Source organism: Chloroflexia bacterium SDU3-3 (assembly GCA_009268125.1).
Classification (GTDB): domain Bacteria; phylum Chloroflexota; class Chloroflexia; order Chloroflexales; family Roseiflexaceae; genus SDU3-3.
Genome location: WBOU01000001.1, coordinates 416,373 through 434,422 on the forward strand (window position 1 = coordinate 416,373; position 18,050 = coordinate 434,422).

Annotated in this window: 18 protein-coding genes; 5 read left to right on the plus strand and 13 right to left on the minus strand. The window is 66.3% G+C overall.

Features of this window, described 5'->3' with window-relative positions:
- Positions 1 to 181: 181 nt before the first annotated feature.
- From F8S13_01880 to F8S13_01925, 10 genes are all read right to left on the minus strand, one after another.
- Complete coding sequence (locus F8S13_01880) at positions 182 to 1,330, minus strand: hypothetical protein (protein KAB8145853.1); 1,149 nt, start codon at positions 1,328 to 1,330, stop codon at positions 182 to 184.
- A gap of 156 nt (positions 1,331 to 1,486) precedes the next feature.
- Positions 1,487 to 2,809, minus strand: a complete 1,323-nt coding sequence (locus F8S13_01885) for a hypothetical protein (GenBank protein ID KAB8145854.1) — start codon at positions 2,807 to 2,809, stop codon at positions 1,487 to 1,489.
- Positions 2,781 to 4,067 carry a glycosyltransferase family 4 protein gene (locus F8S13_01890; protein ID KAB8145855.1) on the minus strand — a complete coding sequence of 429 codons (1,287 nt, stop codon included), beginning with the start codon at positions 4,065 to 4,067 and terminating at the stop codon, positions 2,781 to 2,783. The genes F8S13_01885 and F8S13_01890 overlap by 29 nt, the downstream gene beginning before the upstream one ends.
- An 8-nt stretch (positions 4,068 to 4,075) precedes the next feature.
- On the minus strand, positions 4,076 to 4,852 hold the full coding sequence (locus F8S13_01895) for a DUF1616 domain-containing protein (GenBank protein KAB8145856.1): 777 nt from the start codon (positions 4,850 to 4,852) through the stop codon (positions 4,076 to 4,078).
- A complete protein-coding gene (locus F8S13_01900) occupies positions 4,830 to 6,725 on the minus strand; it encodes a hypothetical protein (GenBank protein ID KAB8145857.1) in 1,896 nt (631 codons plus the stop codon). The genes F8S13_01895 and F8S13_01900 overlap by 23 nt, the downstream gene beginning before the upstream one ends.
- Before the next feature lie 84 nt (positions 6,726 to 6,809).
- The gene (locus F8S13_01905) at positions 6,810 to 7,967 is read right to left on the minus strand and encodes a glycosyltransferase family 4 protein (GenBank protein KAB8145858.1); all 1,158 of its coding nucleotides are present in this window, start codon (positions 7,965 to 7,967) and stop codon (positions 6,810 to 6,812) included.
- Positions 7,964 to 8,923, minus strand: a complete 960-nt coding sequence (locus F8S13_01910; protein ID KAB8146084.1) for a glycosyltransferase family 2 protein — start codon at positions 8,921 to 8,923, stop codon at positions 7,964 to 7,966. Before F8S13_01910 ends, F8S13_01905 begins: the two co-directional genes overlap by 4 nt.
- Positions 8,924 to 9,013: 90 nt before the next feature.
- Entirely contained in the window at positions 9,014 to 9,907 is an 894-nt protein-coding gene (locus F8S13_01915; GenBank protein ID KAB8146085.1) for a glycosyltransferase family 2 protein, read from the minus strand.
- A 1,110-nt stretch (positions 9,908 to 11,017) separates the two neighbouring features.
- Positions 11,018 to 11,347, minus strand: coding sequence for a cupin domain-containing protein (locus tag F8S13_01920; protein KAB8145859.1), 330 nt, complete (start codon positions 11,345 to 11,347; stop codon positions 11,018 to 11,020).
- 136 nt (positions 11,348 to 11,483) lie between these two features.
- Complete coding sequence (locus tag F8S13_01925; protein KAB8145860.1) at positions 11,484 to 12,122, minus strand: hypothetical protein; 639 nt, start codon at positions 12,120 to 12,122, stop codon at positions 11,484 to 11,486.
- A 423-nt stretch (positions 12,123 to 12,545) separates the two neighbouring features.
- On the opposite strand from F8S13_01925, the gene F8S13_01930 reads away from it, so the two are divergent.
- The 5 genes from F8S13_01930 to yhbY all read left to right on the plus strand — a co-directional run bounded on the left by F8S13_01930 (position 12,546) and on the right by yhbY (position 15,584).
- Positions 12,546 to 13,139: a GTPase domain-containing protein gene (locus F8S13_01930; GenBank protein ID KAB8145861.1), complete on the plus strand. Its 594-nt coding sequence runs from the start codon at positions 12,546 to 12,548 to the stop codon at positions 13,137 to 13,139.
- A gap of 3 nt (positions 13,140 to 13,142) precedes the next feature.
- Positions 13,143 to 13,748, plus strand: a complete 606-nt coding sequence (locus F8S13_01935) for a GTPase domain-containing protein (protein ID KAB8145862.1) — start codon at positions 13,143 to 13,145, stop codon at positions 13,746 to 13,748.
- 276 nt (positions 13,749 to 14,024) lie between these two features.
- Positions 14,025 to 14,681, plus strand: a complete 657-nt coding sequence (locus tag F8S13_01940) for a hypothetical protein (GenBank protein KAB8145863.1) — start codon at positions 14,025 to 14,027, stop codon at positions 14,679 to 14,681.
- Positions 14,682 to 14,758: 77 nt separating this feature from the next.
- Positions 14,759 to 15,181 (plus strand): CoA-binding protein, encoded by a 423-nt coding sequence (locus tag F8S13_01945; protein ID KAB8145864.1) that lies wholly within the window; start codon positions 14,759 to 14,761, stop codon positions 15,179 to 15,181.
- A gap of 103 nt (positions 15,182 to 15,284) precedes the next feature.
- The gene (gene yhbY, locus F8S13_01950) at positions 15,285 to 15,584 is read left to right on the plus strand and encodes a ribosome assembly RNA-binding protein YhbY (GenBank protein KAB8145865.1); all 300 of its coding nucleotides are present in this window, start codon (positions 15,285 to 15,287) and stop codon (positions 15,582 to 15,584) included.
- 51 nt (positions 15,585 to 15,635) lie between these two features.
- Here the strand turns inward: yhbY and F8S13_01955 are convergent, their stop codons facing one another.
- The 3 genes from F8S13_01955 to F8S13_01965 form a co-directional block, all read right to left on the minus strand.
- Positions 15,636 to 16,103, minus strand: coding sequence for a metallophosphoesterase family protein (locus F8S13_01955; GenBank protein ID KAB8145866.1), 468 nt, complete (start codon positions 16,101 to 16,103; stop codon positions 15,636 to 15,638).
- 69 nt (positions 16,104 to 16,172) lie between these two features.
- On the minus strand, positions 16,173 to 17,135 hold the full coding sequence (locus tag F8S13_01960; protein KAB8145867.1) for a voltage-dependent potassium channel subunit beta: 963 nt from the start codon (positions 17,133 to 17,135) through the stop codon (positions 16,173 to 16,175).
- A gap of 24 nt (positions 17,136 to 17,159) precedes the next feature.
- Entirely contained in the window at positions 17,160 to 18,047 is an 888-nt protein-coding gene (locus F8S13_01965; protein ID KAB8145868.1) for a sortase, read from the minus strand.
- Positions 18,048 to 18,050 lie beyond the last annotated feature (3 nt).

Here is an 18,050-nt window from a genome sequence, read left to right on the forward strand (position 1 = left end):
TGACCAAGGGTATGCGTTGGATGACATCATATATATTCGGGGATAGCAGGTAGCGGTCTTGCCGTTTTTGCCCAAAGGTGACGCTGCAAACAAGAATGATACCCTAACATTTATTTTCACCCAGTAGCAATAAAAAAGCCCAGGAGAAACGCTCCTGGGCAGGCAAATAAAAAAAGCCCCACTACTGCATCAGATCGTTATAGAGTTGCTGCAGCATCGATGGCAGATCCTCGTAGGGAGGGATCGGCCCGACGTTCAGATTGGCAAAATCGTTCTTGGTGTAGTAGGTAGAGGCGATGCCCTTGGCGAAGGCCGCCTGCGCGCTGGATGAGGTCTCGATCGTCCAGTCCATCCCGCCGGTGTCCCAGTTAAACCAGACGATCGCCTTGACCTTGGGGAAGTTCTGCGGCAGCTGCACCGCCAGCGCATCCGTGATCCACTGCGCCTTCGAGCCGCCGTGCTCGCTGCTGGCAAACTCGCCGATCATGATCGGCTTGCTGGGCGCGATCTCAAGCAGGCGGTCGTAGGTGGGCTTGAGCGTCTCGGCGAAGCTGCGCCAGCTGCTGGTGCGGTTGGGGTTGGTGCCCCAGTTGTAGGCGTCGACGCACGTCCAATCCACATAGGCGTCGCCGGGGTAGAGCCGCTGCAGGCCGGTGCTGTCGTCGTAGAGCGCGACTGGGCACCACACCCAGGTCACATTGGTCGCGCCCACATCGCGGAAGATGTTGTGCACGTGCTGCCAGGCCTTCACAAACTCGCCCGCCTCGTTGCCGTTGCGGCGCTCGCTCCACGGGTACCACTTGCCGTTCATCTCCCAGTTAAAGCGCAGGAAGAACGGGTGGCCCCAGGCCTTGGCGTCGGTGGCCCACTGGCGGATGAAGGCATCGTGCTTGCCGGTGATGATGGTGTCCAGCGAGAAGTCGGGCTGCTTGTACTGCGGCTGGATCGAGTAGTCCCACGAGCCCCAGTCCACCAGCGGGATGGAGCCACGGGCGCGCACCGCATTGTACTGCGCCAGCTGGTCGGTGAAGGGCTGGTAGTCGCAGGTCGAGTGGCAGAACCACCAGGGCTGGCCCCAGTGGATGATCGAGGCCTTCTTCTTGGTGTGCTGCTCGAACATGCTGACGGTGGCCATATCCCAGGGCGCGTCGGTCATGCTGTAGGTGCTGCCCTTGATCAGCGCACCCCAGTAGATCGCGTCGGAGCGCGTGGTGTCGCCCGAGATCGGGCGCGCCAGCAGGGCGACGGCCAGGATGACGATGAAGAGGCAGAGGATTGAGAGAGCAGCTTGCCAGCCGAAACGGCGGCGGGGCAGTGATGGTTGTTGCATGGCTGTTGGAGCAGCGGTGGCATCTGCCCACCACTGCGGCTAAATGATGGACGGATATGCGTACGGGGGAATGTTAGCATTTTGTTATCCTGTGTCACCGGCGCATATATCGATCTTTTTGAATCGAAATGGTTGCATCTGCCCGCCGCCCCTGCGTTACTCGGCGCTGGTCGGCACGGCGGGCATGGCATCGCGCCGCAGCAGCTGCCGCACGATCTGGCCGAGCGCCAGGCGGTAGAGCGCCGGGAACATGGCCGCCGCCTGCAGCGCCATGGCCAGCAGCCAGCCCCAGCTGAGGCCGCTGAGGCCGCCCATGGCCGCGCCCGCCGCCGCCATGCCCAGCTCCAGCAGGCCGCCAATGGTCAGCCAGAGCGCGGCGCTCAGCACAAATCCGTGGATGCGGGCCAGCGACACGTAGTGGTAGCGGATGATGATCGGGAAGACCGCCAGGGCCAGGATCTGCAGGCAGGCGCGGGCCTCCTCGGCGTAGGAGTGGCCGAAGATCCGTAGCATCCAGTCCGCCGCCACCAGCGTGACTAGGTTCGCCCCCAGGCCCGCCGCCAGCGACATGGCGAAGGTCGAGCGCAGCCGCTGGATGAGCGCCTCGCGCTGGGCCATGCCCACGGCGTGCAGCACGGTGGTGAGCGAGATCGGCACCATGTAGATAAAATTGGCGATCATCAGCGCCACATAGAAGTGGGCGTTGGTGGCGGCGGAGAGCATGGCGGTGACGATCAGCGGCAGCAGCAGGCGCGGCCCCTGCAGCGTGATGTTCAGCGCGTGGTGGCTGAGCGCGGCGCGGCCCAGGCGGCGCAGCAGGCCCCAGCGCGGGCGGAAGGCGTCGCCGGTGCTGATGATACGGCGACTGAACCAGAGCAGGAAAAGAAACGACAGCAGGCTGGCCAGCGTCCACGAGGTATAGATGCCCATGCCGGTGCGCAGGCTCACGAACATGGCTGCGGCGTAGAGAATCACCAGCTTTGCGACGGCGAAGAAGGCGTTGCGCCACAGCTGCAGGTGGCCGCGCAGCAGCCCGATGGTGGCCTGATCGAGCACGGTGTTCATGGCCGTCAGGCTCACGCCCGCCGCGAACTGCAGGCTATGGCTGGGTGTGGCCAGGTCGCCCAGATCGGGCGCGACCAGCGGAGCGACGACCGAGAAACCCAGGCCCAGCGCGAAGCTGGCCGCGCCCGCCACGCACAGCGCGGTACAGATCAGCGAGGGGGCCTCTTCTGCCGACTGCGGCAGCTCGCTGATCAGCAGGGTGCTCAGGCCCATCACGCCCAGGCTGCCGAACAGCTGCATGGCCGAGACCGAGGCCGAGGCCACGCCCACCGCGTGCTGCGAGAAGAAGCGCGCCGCCAGCCACCAGTACGCGAACCCCAGCGCCGAGGCGATCAGCGTCGAGCTAATCAGCGAGCTGGCGTTGGTGAGAATGATGCGGTTGGCGCTAACTAATCGAGAGATGATCGCTTTCAAAGGCGTTTCCTCTGCTCTGGGCAATAAGCTGGCGGTAGAGCTGCTCGAACTGCGGCACCACCAGCTCGGCGGTGAACAGGCGGGCGCGCACGCGGCTGGCCTCGCCTAGGCGCTCGCGCAGGGCCGGGTCGTCGATCAGGCGCTGCATGGCCTGGGCCAGCGCGCCCGCGTCGCCAGCGGGCACCAGCAGGCCGGTCTCGCCATCCACGATCATGTCGGTCTGGCCGCCGGGCGTGGTGCCCACCACGGCCTTGCCCTGGCTCATGGCCTCGTGGATGACGCTGCCAAACGGCTCGGGCCACACCGAGGGCGCGACGCCGAACAGCGAGCGGCCCCAGGCCGCCATCACAGCGGGGTGCGGGAAGTCGTACAGCACGCGCACATTGGGCGGGAAGCTACGCGGCGTGTCCGAGGCCATGCGCCCGATCAGCACCAGCGGCGGGGCGTCGCGCAGGGCCGCGTAGGCCTCCAGCAGCGGCCCCAGGCCCTTCACCAGCCGCAGCGCGCCCACAAACAGGATAAATGGCTCGTCGGGCAGCTGCTCAAGGTAGGGCCGCAGCTCGGCCTCGCTGGCCGAGTCGGCGTCGTTGCGAAAGCTGGGGATGACCGCGTCGGGCAGCTGGGGCGGTACCTGGTCGTCGTACAGGTCGCGGCGGATATTCTGCTGCATGTAGTGGCTCACGCTGTGCAGCCCGGCGGTCTTCCCGCGCAGCAGGCCCCGGCCCGACCACACACCGACCGTCGCCACCACGCCCTTAGCCGGGCCAAAGTAGCTGGCCGCGCAGCTCAGGCACTTGGCGGGCGCAGGCCCCGAGCATAGCTCCTTGCCGTGGTGCATCATGGTGCGCAGCGCGCAGGTGTAGCCATACTCCCGCACCGATAGCAGCATAGGGGTGCGCCTGCCCACCAGCGCTGCCGCGCAGGAGTAGGCGATCCAGCCGTAGACGTGCACCACATCGGGGCGGAAACGGTCGATCAGGCGGCGCAGCTGCCACACCGTCGCTGGGTCGGGCGCGGGCGGGTGGTGGCGGCGCTTGGCCCCCTTGGCCGGGGCCAGCAGCGCGCTAACGCCGCGCAGGCGGTGGATGGCCACGCCGTCAGCCTCCTCGTAGGGCGCGAGGCCCTCCTGCCAGGGCGTGGCCACGCACACCTCGTGCCCGCGCTGGCGCAGCATCTGGCCCAGCACCTGCATCTGGCGCTCGACCCCGCCGATCAGCGGCGGGTAGACGTCGCTCACGATCATCACGCGCATGCTCATGCTCTTCCTCACTTTGGCTTGATCGGCCACCAGATGCCCTCGCGGTAGGCCACGGCGGGCGCGTCGGCGCGGTACAGGGTTGCCCGCACCGGCTCGGCCCCGCGCACCTCGGCCAGCGGCAGCTCGGCCTGCCAGGTCTGCCCCGGCTGGAGCGCGATGTCATCCCACTGCTGGAGAAGCGCGCCGCCCTGGGTAATCTGAAGCCGGTAGCGCGTGGGCGCAAACTCGCTGCTGCGCACGCCCAGCGCTAGGCCATCGCCGCCGCCCGCCTCGGGCGTCACCCACAGCGCGGTGTAGCCCTGGAAGCCCGCCGAGGGCGGCGGCGTGCGGCTCACCCACAGCGCCGCGCAGGCCACCCCGGCGGCGGCCAGCAGCCACGGCCACTGCCCCATGCCCAGCGTGTGGCGCGGCCCGCTCGGCCCGCCAGCCAGCGGCGCGGGCGCGGCCCGCCAGCGCCACAGCGCCACAGCGCAGCCCAGCAGCGTCACCCCGGCCAGCCAGGCCAGCCACAGCTCCTGCCGCAGCGAGGCCAGCCCGTTCAGCACCAGCCCGCCGCACACCGTCGACGCCAGGCTCATGCCCACGCCGATCACGGCCTGCTCATCCTTGCGCAGCGCGCCGGGCGCAAACAGCGCCAGGCTCAGCGCGTAGCCCGGCAGGGCCAGGGCCAGCGCCAGGGCCGCCGCCGCGCGCGCCAGCGGCACATCCGCCAGCAGCGCCAGCAGGGCCAGGCCCAGCGCGCCCAGCGTGGCCAGCGCGGCGTTATCTTGGCGCTTCAGGAACATGCTCGTACACTCCCACGTCGTAGATCACCACCGTACCGCTGTCGTATAGCCGATCCACGAACTCCTCATAGGCAAACTTGGTAAACACGGCGTCGCTCAGGTACAGCGGCGTCAGGCTCTGCACGCCCGCCCGCTCGTAGTACAGCCCGGCCACGTGGTCCCAGCTCACCTCGCGCCGATCCATCACCACAAAGCGCACATCGCTCTTGCGGATGATTGAGCGCTCGGTGCGGCCCACGTTGTCGGATGTCAGCATGGCCTTGATACCGTTCTTGGTGCGGGTCAGCGGCGTCTGCTCGCCGTAGGACAGCATGTACTTGGCGTTGGCCGGGTCCACCGCCACGCGGTTGTCCGCGCCGAAGCTGCCGCGCAGCCACTCGGCGGCCAGCAGGCCCTGCGGCTCTACCATCTGCTCACCCACCGCGTAGGGCTGGGCCATGCGCACGCGCGGCGCCCAGCCCGCGATCACCCCGCCGAAGAACACCACGCCCACATAGGCCGCGCAGGCCGCCCGGATGGGCCAGCGCCAGCGCCGCACCAGCGTCAGCTGGGCCAGCGCCAGCGCCACGATCATCGACACGCCGATGAACATGAAGGTCGAGGCCCGGTTCGAGGTCTCCCAGCCCGCCGCCGTCAGGCGCAGGCCCAGCACCGGGAAGTAGCCCAGCGCCGCCAGCGCCAGCAGCCAGGCGTAGGCGTGGTCGCGGTACTCGCGCCAGAAGCGCACCAGCCCGAAGGGCAGCGCCAGCACGATCACCGCCACCGAGCCGAGGCCGGTCACCCGCTCCCACAGCGGCGCGACCGTGCTGGTGGATGTCGACTGGAACAGCTGCCGCCCGCCGCGCTGCCCCGTGGCGAACTCGAAGCCCGAGCGGATCGCGCCGCCCAGCACCGGCGAGAGGTAGCCCACCGTCACCGGCGAGACCGTGAGCAGCCAGGCCACCCCTAGCCCGGTGGCGTACACCGCCAGATCCAGCGGCCCGGCCCGCCGCCGCCCCGAGAGCGCAAACACCGCCACGCAGGCCGCCCACAGGAACACTAGCAGCGCCGCCGTGGTCATATGGTGCGTCACCACCACCAGCAGGATGACCATAGCCGCCGCCACCGTCAGGCCGCCGCGCACGCCCGCGTCGTACTCGCGCTCGCGCCGCGCCACCAGGAACAGCACCAGGCAGCCCATGGGCAGCGCCAGCGACTCGTAGGCGTACTGCGCGCTCCAGAACACGAAGTTCGAGTTGCCGATGTAGATCAGGCTGGCGATCCCCGCGATCCGCGCCGACCCGCTCACCCGCTCGTGCAGCAGGAACAGCGCGGCCAGCGCCACCGCGCGCGCCACCCCGATCAGCGCGAGGCCCGCCTGGAAGATCGACAGCCCGCCCAGCTGCACCAGCGCCGCCGCCAGGATGGGCAGCCCTGGGTAGCGCGCCGTGGCCTCCACGCCGGGGTTCGGCGCGAACAGATGGCCTGAGGCCAGCGCCTCCTCCACATTGCGGTAGTGGGTCAGCTCGTCGGGGAAGGTGAAGGCCAGCGGGTTGTGCATCACCTTCACCGCGTAGATCGCCAGGCCCATGGTCACCACCAGGCCCAGCCGCTCGCGCCGCGAGGCCCCCGCGCTCATCAGCCGCAGCGCGGTGGGCAGCACGATCAGCAGCAGCCCGCCCCAGAAGCCCAGCTCGGCCCAGGCCGCCCCGGCCCGCGCCTGCGCAAAGGCGTAGCCGATCAGCAGCATGCCGCAGGCCATGGCCAGCGTCAGCGGCGGCAGCCAGCCCCACTCCCAGTGCTGCGGCACACGCGGCGCAGGCCGCAGCTCCACCTCAGGGCGGTAGGCCTCCGCCGCGCGCTCACCGCGCCGCTTGTCAGCCAGCGCGGCCATTCACCCGTCCCTCACGCTTGCCCGCAGGCTGGCTCGCTTCATCCCCATCCTCCTTACTACGTTACGACCGCGCAGTGTAAAAAATCAGACCGTCGCCAGCCGCCCGGCTGTGACCGCGCGATAGAGAGCCATCACCTCATCCGTGCACGAGTCCCAGGTATTCAGCTTGGGCGCGGGCGGGTCGAGCGGTGCCGCGAGCTGGGCCAACATGGCCTCGGCCAGGGCCGCCGTGCTGCTGCCGCGCGGTATGGCGCGCGCCATCCCATCCTCGGCGATCTCGTTCAGCCCTGGCGAATCGGCCACCAGCACCGAGCGGCGCAGCGCCACCGCCTCCAGGATGGCCATGGGGTGGGTCTCGTAGTCGCTCATCGAGACCACCAGGTGGGCGCGGGCCAGCTGGCGGGCCATCTCGGCGCGGTCGGATGCAGGCACGGCCCGCACATCCACGCGGTCGGCGATGCCAAGCTGGGCGGCCAGATCCTTCAGCTTCTGCGCATCCGGCCCTGCGCCCGCCACCCACAGAAAGGCATCGGGGCGCTGCGCCAGCACCTGCGGAAAGGCCCGGATCACACGATGGTGGCCCTTGTAGCGCTCCAGCCGCCCGATCGACACCACCAGGGTGCGGTCGGTGGGCGGCGCGGGCGGCGTGCCGATATCGGGCAGATCGCCGCCGTTGGGGATGTAGATAAACTTCTCGGGCGGGATGCCCAGCAGCTTGCCGAAGAAGGTCTGCTCGAAGCGGGCTGTGGCGATCAGGCGGTCGGCCCGCCGCAGCAGCGGCCCCAGCAGCCGCCAGTGCAGCCCGCGCAGCACCTGGCGCAGCCGCGACGAGTGGCCGCCGCCGTGCAGCGTTACCACATATGGGATTCCAGCGCGGTAGGCCGCGTACATGGCCATCGGCGCGACCAGCGTGTGGTACGACTGCACGTGCACCACGCTCCAGCCCCCCCTGGCGATGATCCCGTACATGGCAGGCGCAAAGTAGTAGTCGCGCCCGCGCGGCATGGCGGGCACCCGCGCCACCGACACGCCATCCAGCACCTCGGATGCAGGCAGGTCGCCGTTGGGGTTGGATGTGAGCACCGTCACATCCAGGCCGCGCTCGGTCATACGCCGCGCGATCTGGTAGGTGTGGTTCTGCACGCCGCCCGAGAAGGGGAAGTAGCGCGGGCTGACGATCAGCACCTTGCCGCGCGCGGCGGGGGCGGGGGCCAGCCCCGCCAGCGATGCCGTCATGCTCATGCCGCCACCTCCCCAGTGAGCGAGCCGCTGTAGGTGGGCAGGCGCTGGCGCACGCTGCCCACCACATAGCCCCACACCGTGGCGCTGAACCCCGCCACGATCGCCCAGGCCCGCCGCGCCCCGGCGCGGTCAAGGCCGGTGGCCGCCTCGGCCAGGCCGCGCAGCACGCCGGTGGGCAGCGTGCGCAGCGTATAGGCCCGCTCGGAAGAGAGGCCCGCCTTGCTGCCCACGCGGCGGGTCAGCAGCGACTTCGACAGGCCCTCGTTGTAGCAGCGGGTGATGAAGTAGCCCCAGGTGGTGCGCTGCTGGCTGACATTGTGCAGCACGCGGGCCTTCGGCTCGTGCAGCAGCACGTGGTCGGGGAAGGCCTGGCCCACGCGGATGCAGAAGTCGGGGTCGGACCCGCCAAACGGTCGCGAGCCAACGTGGCCGATGCCGCTGTAGAGCAGCACTTTCTCGAACACCTCGCGCCGGAACGACATGTTCGCGCCGATCAGGTTGCGCACCGGCGTGGCCACCTCGGGCAGGCCGCGGTAGGTGCAGCCCACCACCCAGTCGAACTCGACCGGAAACCACGCAGGGCGCTTATCTGGCCACTTGGCCGTCAGCGCGCCGCCCACGCCGATCACCTTGGGGTCGGCGTAGGCCGCCCAGATCTGCTCAAGCCAGTCGGGCAGCGCCTCGGCATCGTCATCTAGGAACAGGATGATCTCGCCCTCGGCCACCGCCACGCCCGCGTTCTTGGCCCCCGAGGAGCCGCGCGGCTGGCTGTTGGCCACCGCCCGCACGTCGGGGAAGCGCTCCTGGATACGCTCCAGCAGCGCGGGGTTGTGGTCCACCACGATAATCAGCTCGCGGGGGCGCTTGGTCTGGCGCTGCACCGACGCAACAGCGGCGGCCAGGTAGTCCCAGCGCTTATCGGTGTAGGCGCAGATGATCACCGAGATATCGAGCATATCTTCTTGCATGGTCTGAATCTCCAAACAGGGGCGCTGGTGTGGCCGCCGTTGTGTGGCAGCCACACCCAGCGCGGCAGGCGGCGCAGGCTACTCGCCAACCGAGCGCTCGTGCAGGATCTCCACTTCTTGCCGTGGGAGGATGGCGATCGTCGAGGTGGCCTGAGAGACATGGGCCAGCGCGCTGCGCACCGGGGCCTGGTTGCGCACCGCCGCCACCCACTCGCCCAGGATGGCCTTGAGGATGACCCAGCCCGCCGAGAAGGTGCTGAGCTTGGCCTGCCCGGCGATCCGCTCGTGCTCGAAGCTGGGCACCTCCACGATATGCAGGCCGTGGCGGGCCACGCGGATGCCGCTCACGATCTCGTTGGCCCAGCCGTCGATCTCCAGAGCCAGGCACTGGGCGTTCTTGCGCCAGAAGGCGTTGTAGCCGTAGGTGATGTCGGTGTAGCGCGTGCCGAAGCACAGGTTGGTGAGGGTGGTCAGCGCCCAGTTGCCCAGCTGGCGCAGGCCGGGCATGTCGTTAGTGCCGGCGCCCTGCAGGAAGCGCGAGCCTTTGGCGAAATCGGCCCCCACCAGCAGCGCCGCCACGAACGAGGGGATCTCGGCGGGGTCGGTGGAGCCATCGGCATCCAGCAGCACCACGATCTCGCCGGTGGCGGCGGCGATGCCCGAGCGCAGCGCAGCGCCCTTGCCGCGCCCATGCTGGCCCATCACACGGATGTCGGGCATGATCGAGCGGGCCACATCCACGGTGCCATCGGTGGAGTTGCCATCCACCAGCAGCACCTCGTGGACCCAGGCGGGGATGCGCGGCAGCACATGGGCTAGGTTCTCGGCCTCGTTCAGGGCTGGAATGACCACACTGACCGTCGGAAAATGGGAGGGCGGGAAGGCCGCAGGGGCGATCGAGGCAAGCGCACCGTGCTCTTTGGCGAACACGCTGCCTGAAGGGCGCAGGCCAGTATCAAACGATTCACGCATCGCTGTTGTCATGGGATCCTCCAATTTTCTCGTTGCTAGCAGCTTTTCGATCTGGCCGTGCCAGCGCACCCGCACGATGCGTCGCCCCTCACCCGCCGCACACGGGGGTGGGGCAAAAAGGCAGGGCCAGGATTGCGAATACCGATGACGACGTCACAAAATAGGCGTGATCCTCCATGTATTCTTGGGCAAAAGGCGCTATAATGAGGCAGCCGTGGAACTTCCAAACGCTCGTTGCTAGCAGCGCCGAACGCTTGATCCTCGGTTGGGCGGGGCGTACCGCACATACGCCCCGCCCGCGCCTCACGCTCTGCCGAGCGGCCTACACAGCTTCTGCATCCATCAGCTAATCACCTGGCGATCAGCAACACCGGGATGGCACAGCAAGACCTTGGCATTTCTGCAGGTGGAAGAGCAGCTGATCAACTGGGATCAGCAGGGGGAGATGAGACCAAGTGTTTCTTCCCACGCCCGATCTCCTCGCCAAGGCACAGTCCAGCGCAGCGCGCTGCCATAGCGGCATGATCGCATCTGCAAAACAAGAGCGCATGATCATCATTGATGGGGCTCGCTCTGGCAATGCAGGATCTATGCCATGAGTGCTGTGCCGAATCGGGAGGAGGAGGAGTGGCGAACGGGTCATCCGGCATCTACAGGGTGAGCGCTCCCCGGGAGGTCAAGGCTTCACCCGCTGGATTGTATCGACCCGCCTCGTTGCGTGGCCATGGCTCGGTCGGGAACACAGTGTTGCGACTTCGTTGTGGCCCTGTGGCAGGGTTCACCGCCGAGATATGGTTCTCGATTGCTACTATACCACAACCTTTCCGCAACCATGAGTGACAATTTGTTCACTCATGGCAGCGTGGCGTTCCCCCTCTATTTTGCCCAGCGCCAGGCTCATCAGCGGCGATCCGCCTAGCACCGGGCTGTGATGCGCGGCGGCGCGGCGCATCACAGCCAGCAGCACCCACGCCATCAGAGTGCCCCATGCAGGCAACGCCCAAACGCATCAGCATGTAGAACCTAACAAAAACCCAGCAAGAAGAAACCCAACCGCACCCAGCCACGCCAAGCACATAACGGTTTTGTCATCTTGCTGACGCGGTAGGCTCACACCGGCAGCGCCTCCGCATCGCGGGCGGCAACCGGCTCGAACAGCAGCACCTCCACCTCATCCGCCGCCACCGTGCGATGCTCGACGCCGCGCGGCACCACCAGCAGCTCGCCTGGCCCCAGCTGCACCGCGCCGTCGCGAAACTCCACCACCAGCCGCCCGCGCCACACCAGAAACAGCTCATCCTCGTGCTCGTGGCGATGCCACACAAACGCGCCCTGCAGCTTCACCAGCTTGATCTGCTGGCCATTGAGCGCAGCCACCACCTGCGGGCACCACTGCTGGCTAAACGTCGCAAACTGCTCCATAAGTCTGATCGGTTGCATAGATCGCTCCTCCACAACGACGCCATTGACGAGACGAAGGAAACCCGGCCCAGTATCGCACAGATCGCAGCAGGCACGCAAAAAGGCGCGCGGGAAAATCTCCCACGCGCCCAGGGTAGGCTAATCGCAGCAGGCGCTAGAGCGAGCTGAGGAAGGCGTCGATGCCCGAGGGCAGCACCACCTCGTCGGCGCGCTCGTGGGCGGTGGGCTTCAGCAGGCTGCCCAGCGACAGATCGCCAAAGATCGGCAGGCGATGCGCCACCGCCAGCGCGAAGGCGTCGCCGCACGTCATCGGCACCGAGATCTGCTCCAGCGCCGTCTCCACCACCACCGAGGCCTCGATCATGTTGCCCTCGGTGCACTGCAGGAACACATGGGCCAGGTGGCCATCCAGCCGCTCCACCATCTGGCCCAGCACCACGCCCATGCGCGAGCGCACCGTGGGCACCCCCGCCAGCTCGCTGGCCAGCGGCTGGGCATCCAGCGCACCCAGCCGCACCCGCAGCGTGTGGGTGAGGGGGATGCGGTTCAGCACCAGCACCGCGAAGCCATACTGGCTGGGCTCTAGGCCAGCGAGAGAAAACTGCATGTTGCTCACAGAAAAACTCCTTGGGATGTTTTTGGTCTCTATCTTGCTCTTCACGTCTGCAGTGTGAACGATAGCTAACGCCACTGTGCAGAGGAGGCCACTATGGACACAGCCAGCCCGACCGACAACACCTTCGGCCAGAGCGTCGTTGAATCCTGCGGCGTCACGATCTGCAGCTTCAACCATGTCGGCCACTGCCACGCCGGCGCGGTGCAGATCGCGCTCTACGAGGGCATGCCGCACTGCGCCACCTTCACCCCCGCCGACGGCGCGATCGCCTTCGACGGCGGCCAGGCCGCAGCCGCGCTCGATGCCCCGCGCCGCGCAGGCACCGACGACCAGGCGCTGGGCAGCTAGGCCGCCCCGCCCCGCACGAAAGGGTAGCGTTGCGGCGCTACCCTTTTTCTGTTGCTATCATCACACGAACTGTGCCGTACGATACGCCAACCATGGGTTTTTGTCAAGAATCGGTTGAGAAGCACACCCAGCCCCCGCTATCTACACAAATCCCCGATTTATTGCACCTGCTGGACAGGGCATCTATAATCGCCACAACCACGCACATTCCGCATGAGAGCGTACCCAGCGCAGGCGGCGAGGAGACACGCGATGCCAGCCATCGACCACGACAGGCGGGAGATCCGCTACACCATCACCTACTATGGCCCTTGCGCAGGAGGAAAATCATCATCCATGCAGTATGTCCGTCGCCACCTGGGCAACGCATACGCCGAAGATATCTACGCTATCGCCACTGAAACAGAGCACACGATCTTTCTGCATTGCCAAGCGCCACACATCCCACCAGCTACAGCCTACACACAATCGTTCACTCTCACCGCAACGCCGGGGGCCGTGCTCTACCGCCACAACCGCACCCGCACCCTCGAACAGGCCGACGGCGTGGTGTTTGTGGCCGACTCGCAGCGGCTCTGGTATAGGATGATGGACAACGTGAAGCACATGCGAGAGCTAGAGCAAGCTCTTCAGGGGAAGGGCCGATCCATCCGCACTATCCCCTTCATTCTCCAATATAACAAGCGCGATCTCCCAAACATTTTCTCTATTGACCGCATGAACCACTACCTCAACCCGCTGCACCTGCCCGTCTTCGAGACCGACCTCAAGCAGCGCAGCAGCGACATTATGAATGCGTTCGATGCGATAACGCGTATGGTCGTGGCGCAGCAGCGCAAAGGGTGATATATGGCCACTATCGACACCGAAAACAAGATCATTCACCACAAGATCGCCTACTATGGCATTGGAATGGCGGGGAAAACATCATGTTTTGAGCATATTCATGCGACACTTGGCCCGGATCATGCCCAAGATCTCTGGTCCATCGGGGAGCGGGTTCTATTCTTTCAGTGCCAAATACCTGATATGACACCCTTCCAAGGCTGCACGCGCCACTTTCACCTCTATACCGCACCTGGCTCTTTACTCTACCCCCAAACGCGTATTGATACGCTCAAAGATGCGGATGGGGTTATCTTTGTAGCCTCTTCTGAATGGGAGAGCAGCGGCTTCCACATGCGCCACAACATAGAGCTTATGCATGAGCTAGAAGGTGCGCTCCGCCAGCAGGGCCGATCCATCCGCACTATCCCATTCATTTTGCAATACCACAAGCGCGATCTCACTAACATTTTTTCTATTGACCGCATGAACCACTACCTCAACCCGCTGCGCCTGCCCGTCTTCGAGACCGACCTCAAGCAGCGTAGCGGCGGCATTATGGACGCGTTCGATGCGATAACGCGTATGGTCGTGGCGCAGCATGAGAAAACCTTTGGGGCTAATCGATAGGCGAAACCGCACGATCAGAGCGACCTCAACCCGGTCCAGGTGCCAGGCCACAAGACCAACGTCATGCACCGAGAATTCTTTACCGCCAAGGCTCCAAGGGAACAAAAGGCAATCGAAGGGGGCATGCGTGCGATGCGATCATTGACGTAGGGGCGGGTCTCGTGCCCGCCTATACCCAGGCGCAGCGGCGGCATTATGAACGCGTTCGATATGGTCACGCGTATAATTGGAGAGCATGTGGGAGAACCGCCAACATTCTAGAAGAAAGCCCACCAAATGGACATTATCATCGGCAACTCGGCCATCAGCCTATGGCCGTTCGCGCTCGCCCTGCTGCCGGTGGCGCTGGCCGTGCAGCGCCGCCGTGGGCGCGGCTGGGCAGCATTGGCCGCGCTCACGCTATTCTGGCTCTACATGATGGTGATGCTGGACAAGGTGCTGTTCCCGTGGCCGCTGAGCAACCGGCTGGCGCACGGCCTCGATCCGCTGATGGACTGGGGCGACAGGGCAAATCTCAACCTCATCCCCTTCTACATCAACCCCCGCGCCTACCGCAGCCAGATGCTCGAAGACGCCGTGCTGAACGTGCTGATGACCATGCCGTTTGGCTTTGGGCTGCCGCTGGTGGCCCGCGTGCGGCCTGGGCGCATGTGGTGGGCCGCGCTGGGGCTGGGGCTGGGGCTGGAGGGGTCGCAGCTGCTGCTCTCGCTGGTGGCGGGCGTGCTCTACCGCGTGGTGGATGTCAACGACGTGATGTGCAACATGTTCGGCGCGCTGCTGGGCTACACCGCGCTGCGGATCGTCGCCACACTCTACGCTGCGGTGGCAAATCTCGCGCCGAACACGTACCCCACCAGCTACCTCGTAGCGATTGCCTCGGCCCACCGCATCGCGAAAAGCGAGCCAGCGGAGTCGGCGCACGATTCTTGCTGAAGATCGGTCAGAAGGTGCTCCAGACACCCGCAGAAATATGGTAGTATGGTAGGCAGGAAAGAGAAGGACGAGGACTCATGAGCTTCACCAACCCGCCCGACGCCGCCATCGCCGACCTGCTCAAGCAGGCGCGGGTGATCGCGGTGGTCGGCCTGAGCGATAACCCTGGCAAGGCCAGCTACGGCGTGGCCGAGTACATGCAGCGGCGCGGCTACACCATCGTGCCGATCACACCCAAGCCGGGCAGCATCCTGGGCGAGCAGACCTACCCCGACCTGGCGTCGGTGCCCTTCCCGATCGACATCGTCGACATCTTCCGCAAGCCCGAGGCCGTGCTGCCGCATGTGGAAGAGGCGATCGCCGTGGGGGCGAAGGCCGTATGGCTACAGCTGGGCATCCGCAACGACGAGGCCTCGCAGCAGGCGGCAGACGCGGGCCTGGTGGCCGTGCAGGACCGCTGCATCAAGATCGAGCACTACCGCTTCGGGGGGCCTTCCTAGCGACCGTCCTCCGCACGTTTTCGCCCAGCCAGGCGTGCCAGCGGGCATCGGCCTGGTCTTTTTCTGGCCGAGGGGCCACAACCAACACCCATCTAGGAGAGATATGCAGCTCACGCAGAAGCAGCGCCAGTACCTGCGCAAGACCGCCCACAACCTCAAGCCTATCGTGCAGATTGGCAAGAACGGCATCACCGATCAGACCATCGCGGCCATCGATCAGGTGCTGATCACCCACGAGCTGATCAAGGTGAAGTTTAACGATGTTCAGGACGAGAAGCAGGAGCTTTCCGAGAGCCTTGCCGACCGCACCGGCAGCGCGCTGGTGTATGTGATCGGCAACACCGTGATCCTCTACCGCGAAAGTCCCGACCCCGACCTACGCTCGATCATCCTGCCGATCTAGCCCACCCCAGTAAGCAAAAGCGGCTGCGGGGCAAACCCCGCAGCCACCGCCCTAGCGCCCCACATCCAGCTCCACCACATCCACATCCAGATCCACCCCATCCACCCGCAGCAGCGCCACCGTCACCGGCAGGCTGAAGCGGCGGTGGCCTGCCGCGCCAGGGTTGATGCCCAGCGCCGCGCCGTAGGGCCGCACCAGGGCGCGGTGGGTGTGCCCGCTGATCACCGCGTGGTAGCCCGCGTCGGGGGTGGGCGGCGGCAGCTCGGCTAGGTTGTGGATGATCAGCAGGCGCGCCTGGTCCACCGCCAGCTCGGCAGTGCGCGGCAGCGTGCGGCCCCACGGGCTGGTGTCGGTGTTGCCGCGCACCGCCGTAACCGGGGCCAGCTCGGCTAGGGCCGCGATGATCTCCGGCCCACCCACGTCGCCCGCGTGGATGATCTGCTCCACCCCCGCCAGCGCGGCCAGGGCCTCGGGGCGCAGCAGGCCGTGGGTGTCCGAGATAATGCCGATCAGGTGCATTGCTCCTCCGCACACAAACGGGGCTGGCGCATAGACCAGCCCCGTTTGGCTTGCTAAGAAAGAAGACGGCTACTGCTTGTTGGCCAGCGCCGCGTCGATCTGGCCCATCACCTCATCGGTGAGCTGGGGCAGCAGATCGAGCGCCTTCATGTTCTGGTGCACCTGCTCCACGCGGCTAGCCCCCGTGATCACGGTGGACACGTGGGGGTTCTTGAGGCACCAGGCCAGCGCCAGCTGGGCCAGCGGCACGCCCAGGCCATCGGCGATCGGCTGCAGGCGGCGCACCGTGGCGATGTTCTCGGCGGTGATCACGCCCTGCTGGAGCCACTCGTAGCCCTTGAGGGCGGCGCGGCTGTCCTGCGGGATGCCATCGTTGTACTTGCCGGTGAGCAGGCCAGATGCCAGCGGGCTCCAGATCGTGGTGCCGTAGCCCAGCTTCTCGTACAGCGGCGCGTACTCCACCTCCACGCGCTCGCGGAACAGCATGTTGTACTGCGGCTGCTCCATCGAGGGCGGCGTGAGGTAGTTCTCGCGGGCGATCCGGTCGGCCTCAAGGATCTGCTCGGCGCTCCACTCGGAGGTTCCCCAGTAGAAGGCCTTGCCCTGCTTGACCACGATGTCCATGGCGCGCACCGTCTCCTCGATCGGGGTTTCGGGGTCGGGGCGGTGGCAGAACACCAGATCCACGTAGTCGAACTGGAAGCGCTTCAGCGCCTTGTTGACGCCCTCGATGATGTGCTTGTGCGAGAGGCCGCGCTGGTTGGGGCCGTCGCCGCCGAAGAAGATCTTGGTGGAGACCACCAGATCCTCGCGCGCCCAGCCCTGCTTCTTGATGGTGTTGCCCATCACGATCTCGGCCTGGCCAGCGGCGTAACCCTCGGCGTTGTCGAAGAAGTTCACCCCGGCCTCGTAGGCCGCCACCATGCAATCGTCCGCCGCATCCTGGCCCACCTGGCCGCCGTATGTCACCCACGCGCCCAGCGAGAGCGCGCTCACCTTCAGGCCCGCCTTCCCTAACCGTCGGTACTCCATGACCAATCCCTTCAACTCAGAAGATCATCGGATCGACCAACTACTCTGTGTGGTATCGACCGAGCCAGCCGAGAACGGAACCGCGCGCACAACCACGCGCTGCTTGAACTTCTCTTTTCCGGTCGGCGGCCAGCATGTTACCAAAGTTACTTCTTCTTTGCCAGTAGGCGCGATCAGCTTGGCGTTCTCGGCGTGCTGCTCGGCAGACACGCCCTCCTCATCCACGATCAGGCGCTGCTGGATGAGGTAGCGGAACTGCTGGTCGCCGCTGAACACCAGCACCTCCTCGCCGGGGTGTACATAGTAGAGATCGCGGAACACGTGGCCGAAGCCGCCCACGTGGCCGGCCATCACGATATTGTCGCCCTCGCCGGGGTTGGCCGAGCCCTGGTGGTGGCCCACGGCGTACTTGGCCACCTGCCATGTGGCCACCTGCTCGTCGCCCACCTGGGCCATGTCCCAGCCCACATCCACCACTTTGGCGTCGATATCGACGCTGGGGATGATCAGGCGGGTCACGGTCGAGCGCTTGGCGGCCTGGTCGCTCGGCACCGGCTGGCCGTTATTCAGCATGGGGGCCACGAAGGGAGCAGGCTCCTCCTCTGCTGGGCTGCCCTCGCTCTCCTCAACCACCACCGGCGCGGGCACATCGGAGTCGCCACGGGCGGCGTAGCGGCCATAGGCATCGGTGGCGTAGAGCCCGCCGACGTAGAGCAGCACCACCACGCCCACCAGCATCAGGATATTTCCCAGCGTCCAGAGCAGGCGGAAGCGCGAGGTAAGGGGGCGCGGGGCCGAGCGCTGCGGGGCTGGTATGCGCGGGGTCGATGTGCGCGGGGTCGGCTTGCGGGTGGCGCGGCCTCGCGGGGTGTGGGCCACCCCAGCCGCGCGCCCACGTTGGGTACGGGTCATTGC

Coding starts and splice junctions, on each gene's coding strand:
- F8S13_01880 (KAB8145853.1), bottom strand. CDS start 1,330: ATGCAACAACCATCACTGCCCCGCCGCCGTTTCGGCTGGCAAGCTGCT.
- F8S13_01890 (KAB8145855.1), bottom strand. CDS start 4,067: ATGAGCATGCGCGTGATGATCGTGAGCGACGTCTACCCGCCGCTGATC.
- F8S13_01895 (KAB8145856.1), bottom strand. CDS start 4,852: ATGTTCCTGAAGCGCCAAGATAACGCCGCGCTGGCCACGCTGGGCGCG.
- F8S13_01900 (KAB8145857.1), bottom strand. CDS start 6,725: ATGGCCGCGCTGGCTGACAAGCGGCGCGGTGAGCGCGCGGCGGAGGCC.
- F8S13_01905 (KAB8145858.1), bottom strand. CDS start 7,967: ATGAGCATGACGGCATCGCTGGCGGGGCTGGCCCCCGCCCCCGCCGCG.
- F8S13_01910 (KAB8146084.1), bottom strand. CDS start 8,923: ATGCTCGATATCTCGGTGATCATCTGCGCCTACACCGATAAGCGCTGG.
- F8S13_01915 (KAB8146085.1), bottom strand. CDS start 9,907: ATGCGTGAATCGTTTGATACTGGCCTGCGCCCTTCAGGCAGCGTGTTC.
- F8S13_01920 (KAB8145859.1), bottom strand. CDS start 11,347: ATGCAACCGATCAGACTTATGGAGCAGTTTGCGACGTTTAGCCAGCAG.
- F8S13_01925 (KAB8145860.1), bottom strand. CDS start 12,122: ATGGTTGAAGCTGCAGATCGTGACGCCGCAGGATTCAACGACGCTCTG.
- F8S13_01930 (KAB8145861.1), top strand. CDS start 12,546: ATGCCAGCCATCGACCACGACAGGCGGGAGATCCGCTACACCATCACC.
- F8S13_01935 (KAB8145862.1), top strand. CDS start 13,143: ATGGCCACTATCGACACCGAAAACAAGATCATTCACCACAAGATCGCC.
- F8S13_01940 (KAB8145863.1), top strand. CDS start 14,025: ATGGACATTATCATCGGCAACTCGGCCATCAGCCTATGGCCGTTCGCG.
- F8S13_01945 (KAB8145864.1), top strand. CDS start 14,759: ATGAGCTTCACCAACCCGCCCGACGCCGCCATCGCCGACCTGCTCAAG.
- yhbY (KAB8145865.1), top strand. CDS start 15,285: ATGCAGCTCACGCAGAAGCAGCGCCAGTACCTGCGCAAGACCGCCCAC.
- F8S13_01955 (KAB8145866.1), bottom strand. CDS start 16,103: ATGCACCTGATCGGCATTATCTCGGACACCCACGGCCTGCTGCGCCCC.
- F8S13_01960 (KAB8145867.1), bottom strand. CDS start 17,135: ATGGAGTACCGACGGTTAGGGAAGGCGGGCCTGAAGGTGAGCGCGCTC.
- F8S13_01965 (KAB8145868.1), bottom strand. CDS start 18,047: ATGACCCGTACCCAACGTGGGCGCGCGGCTGGGGTGGCCCACACCCCG.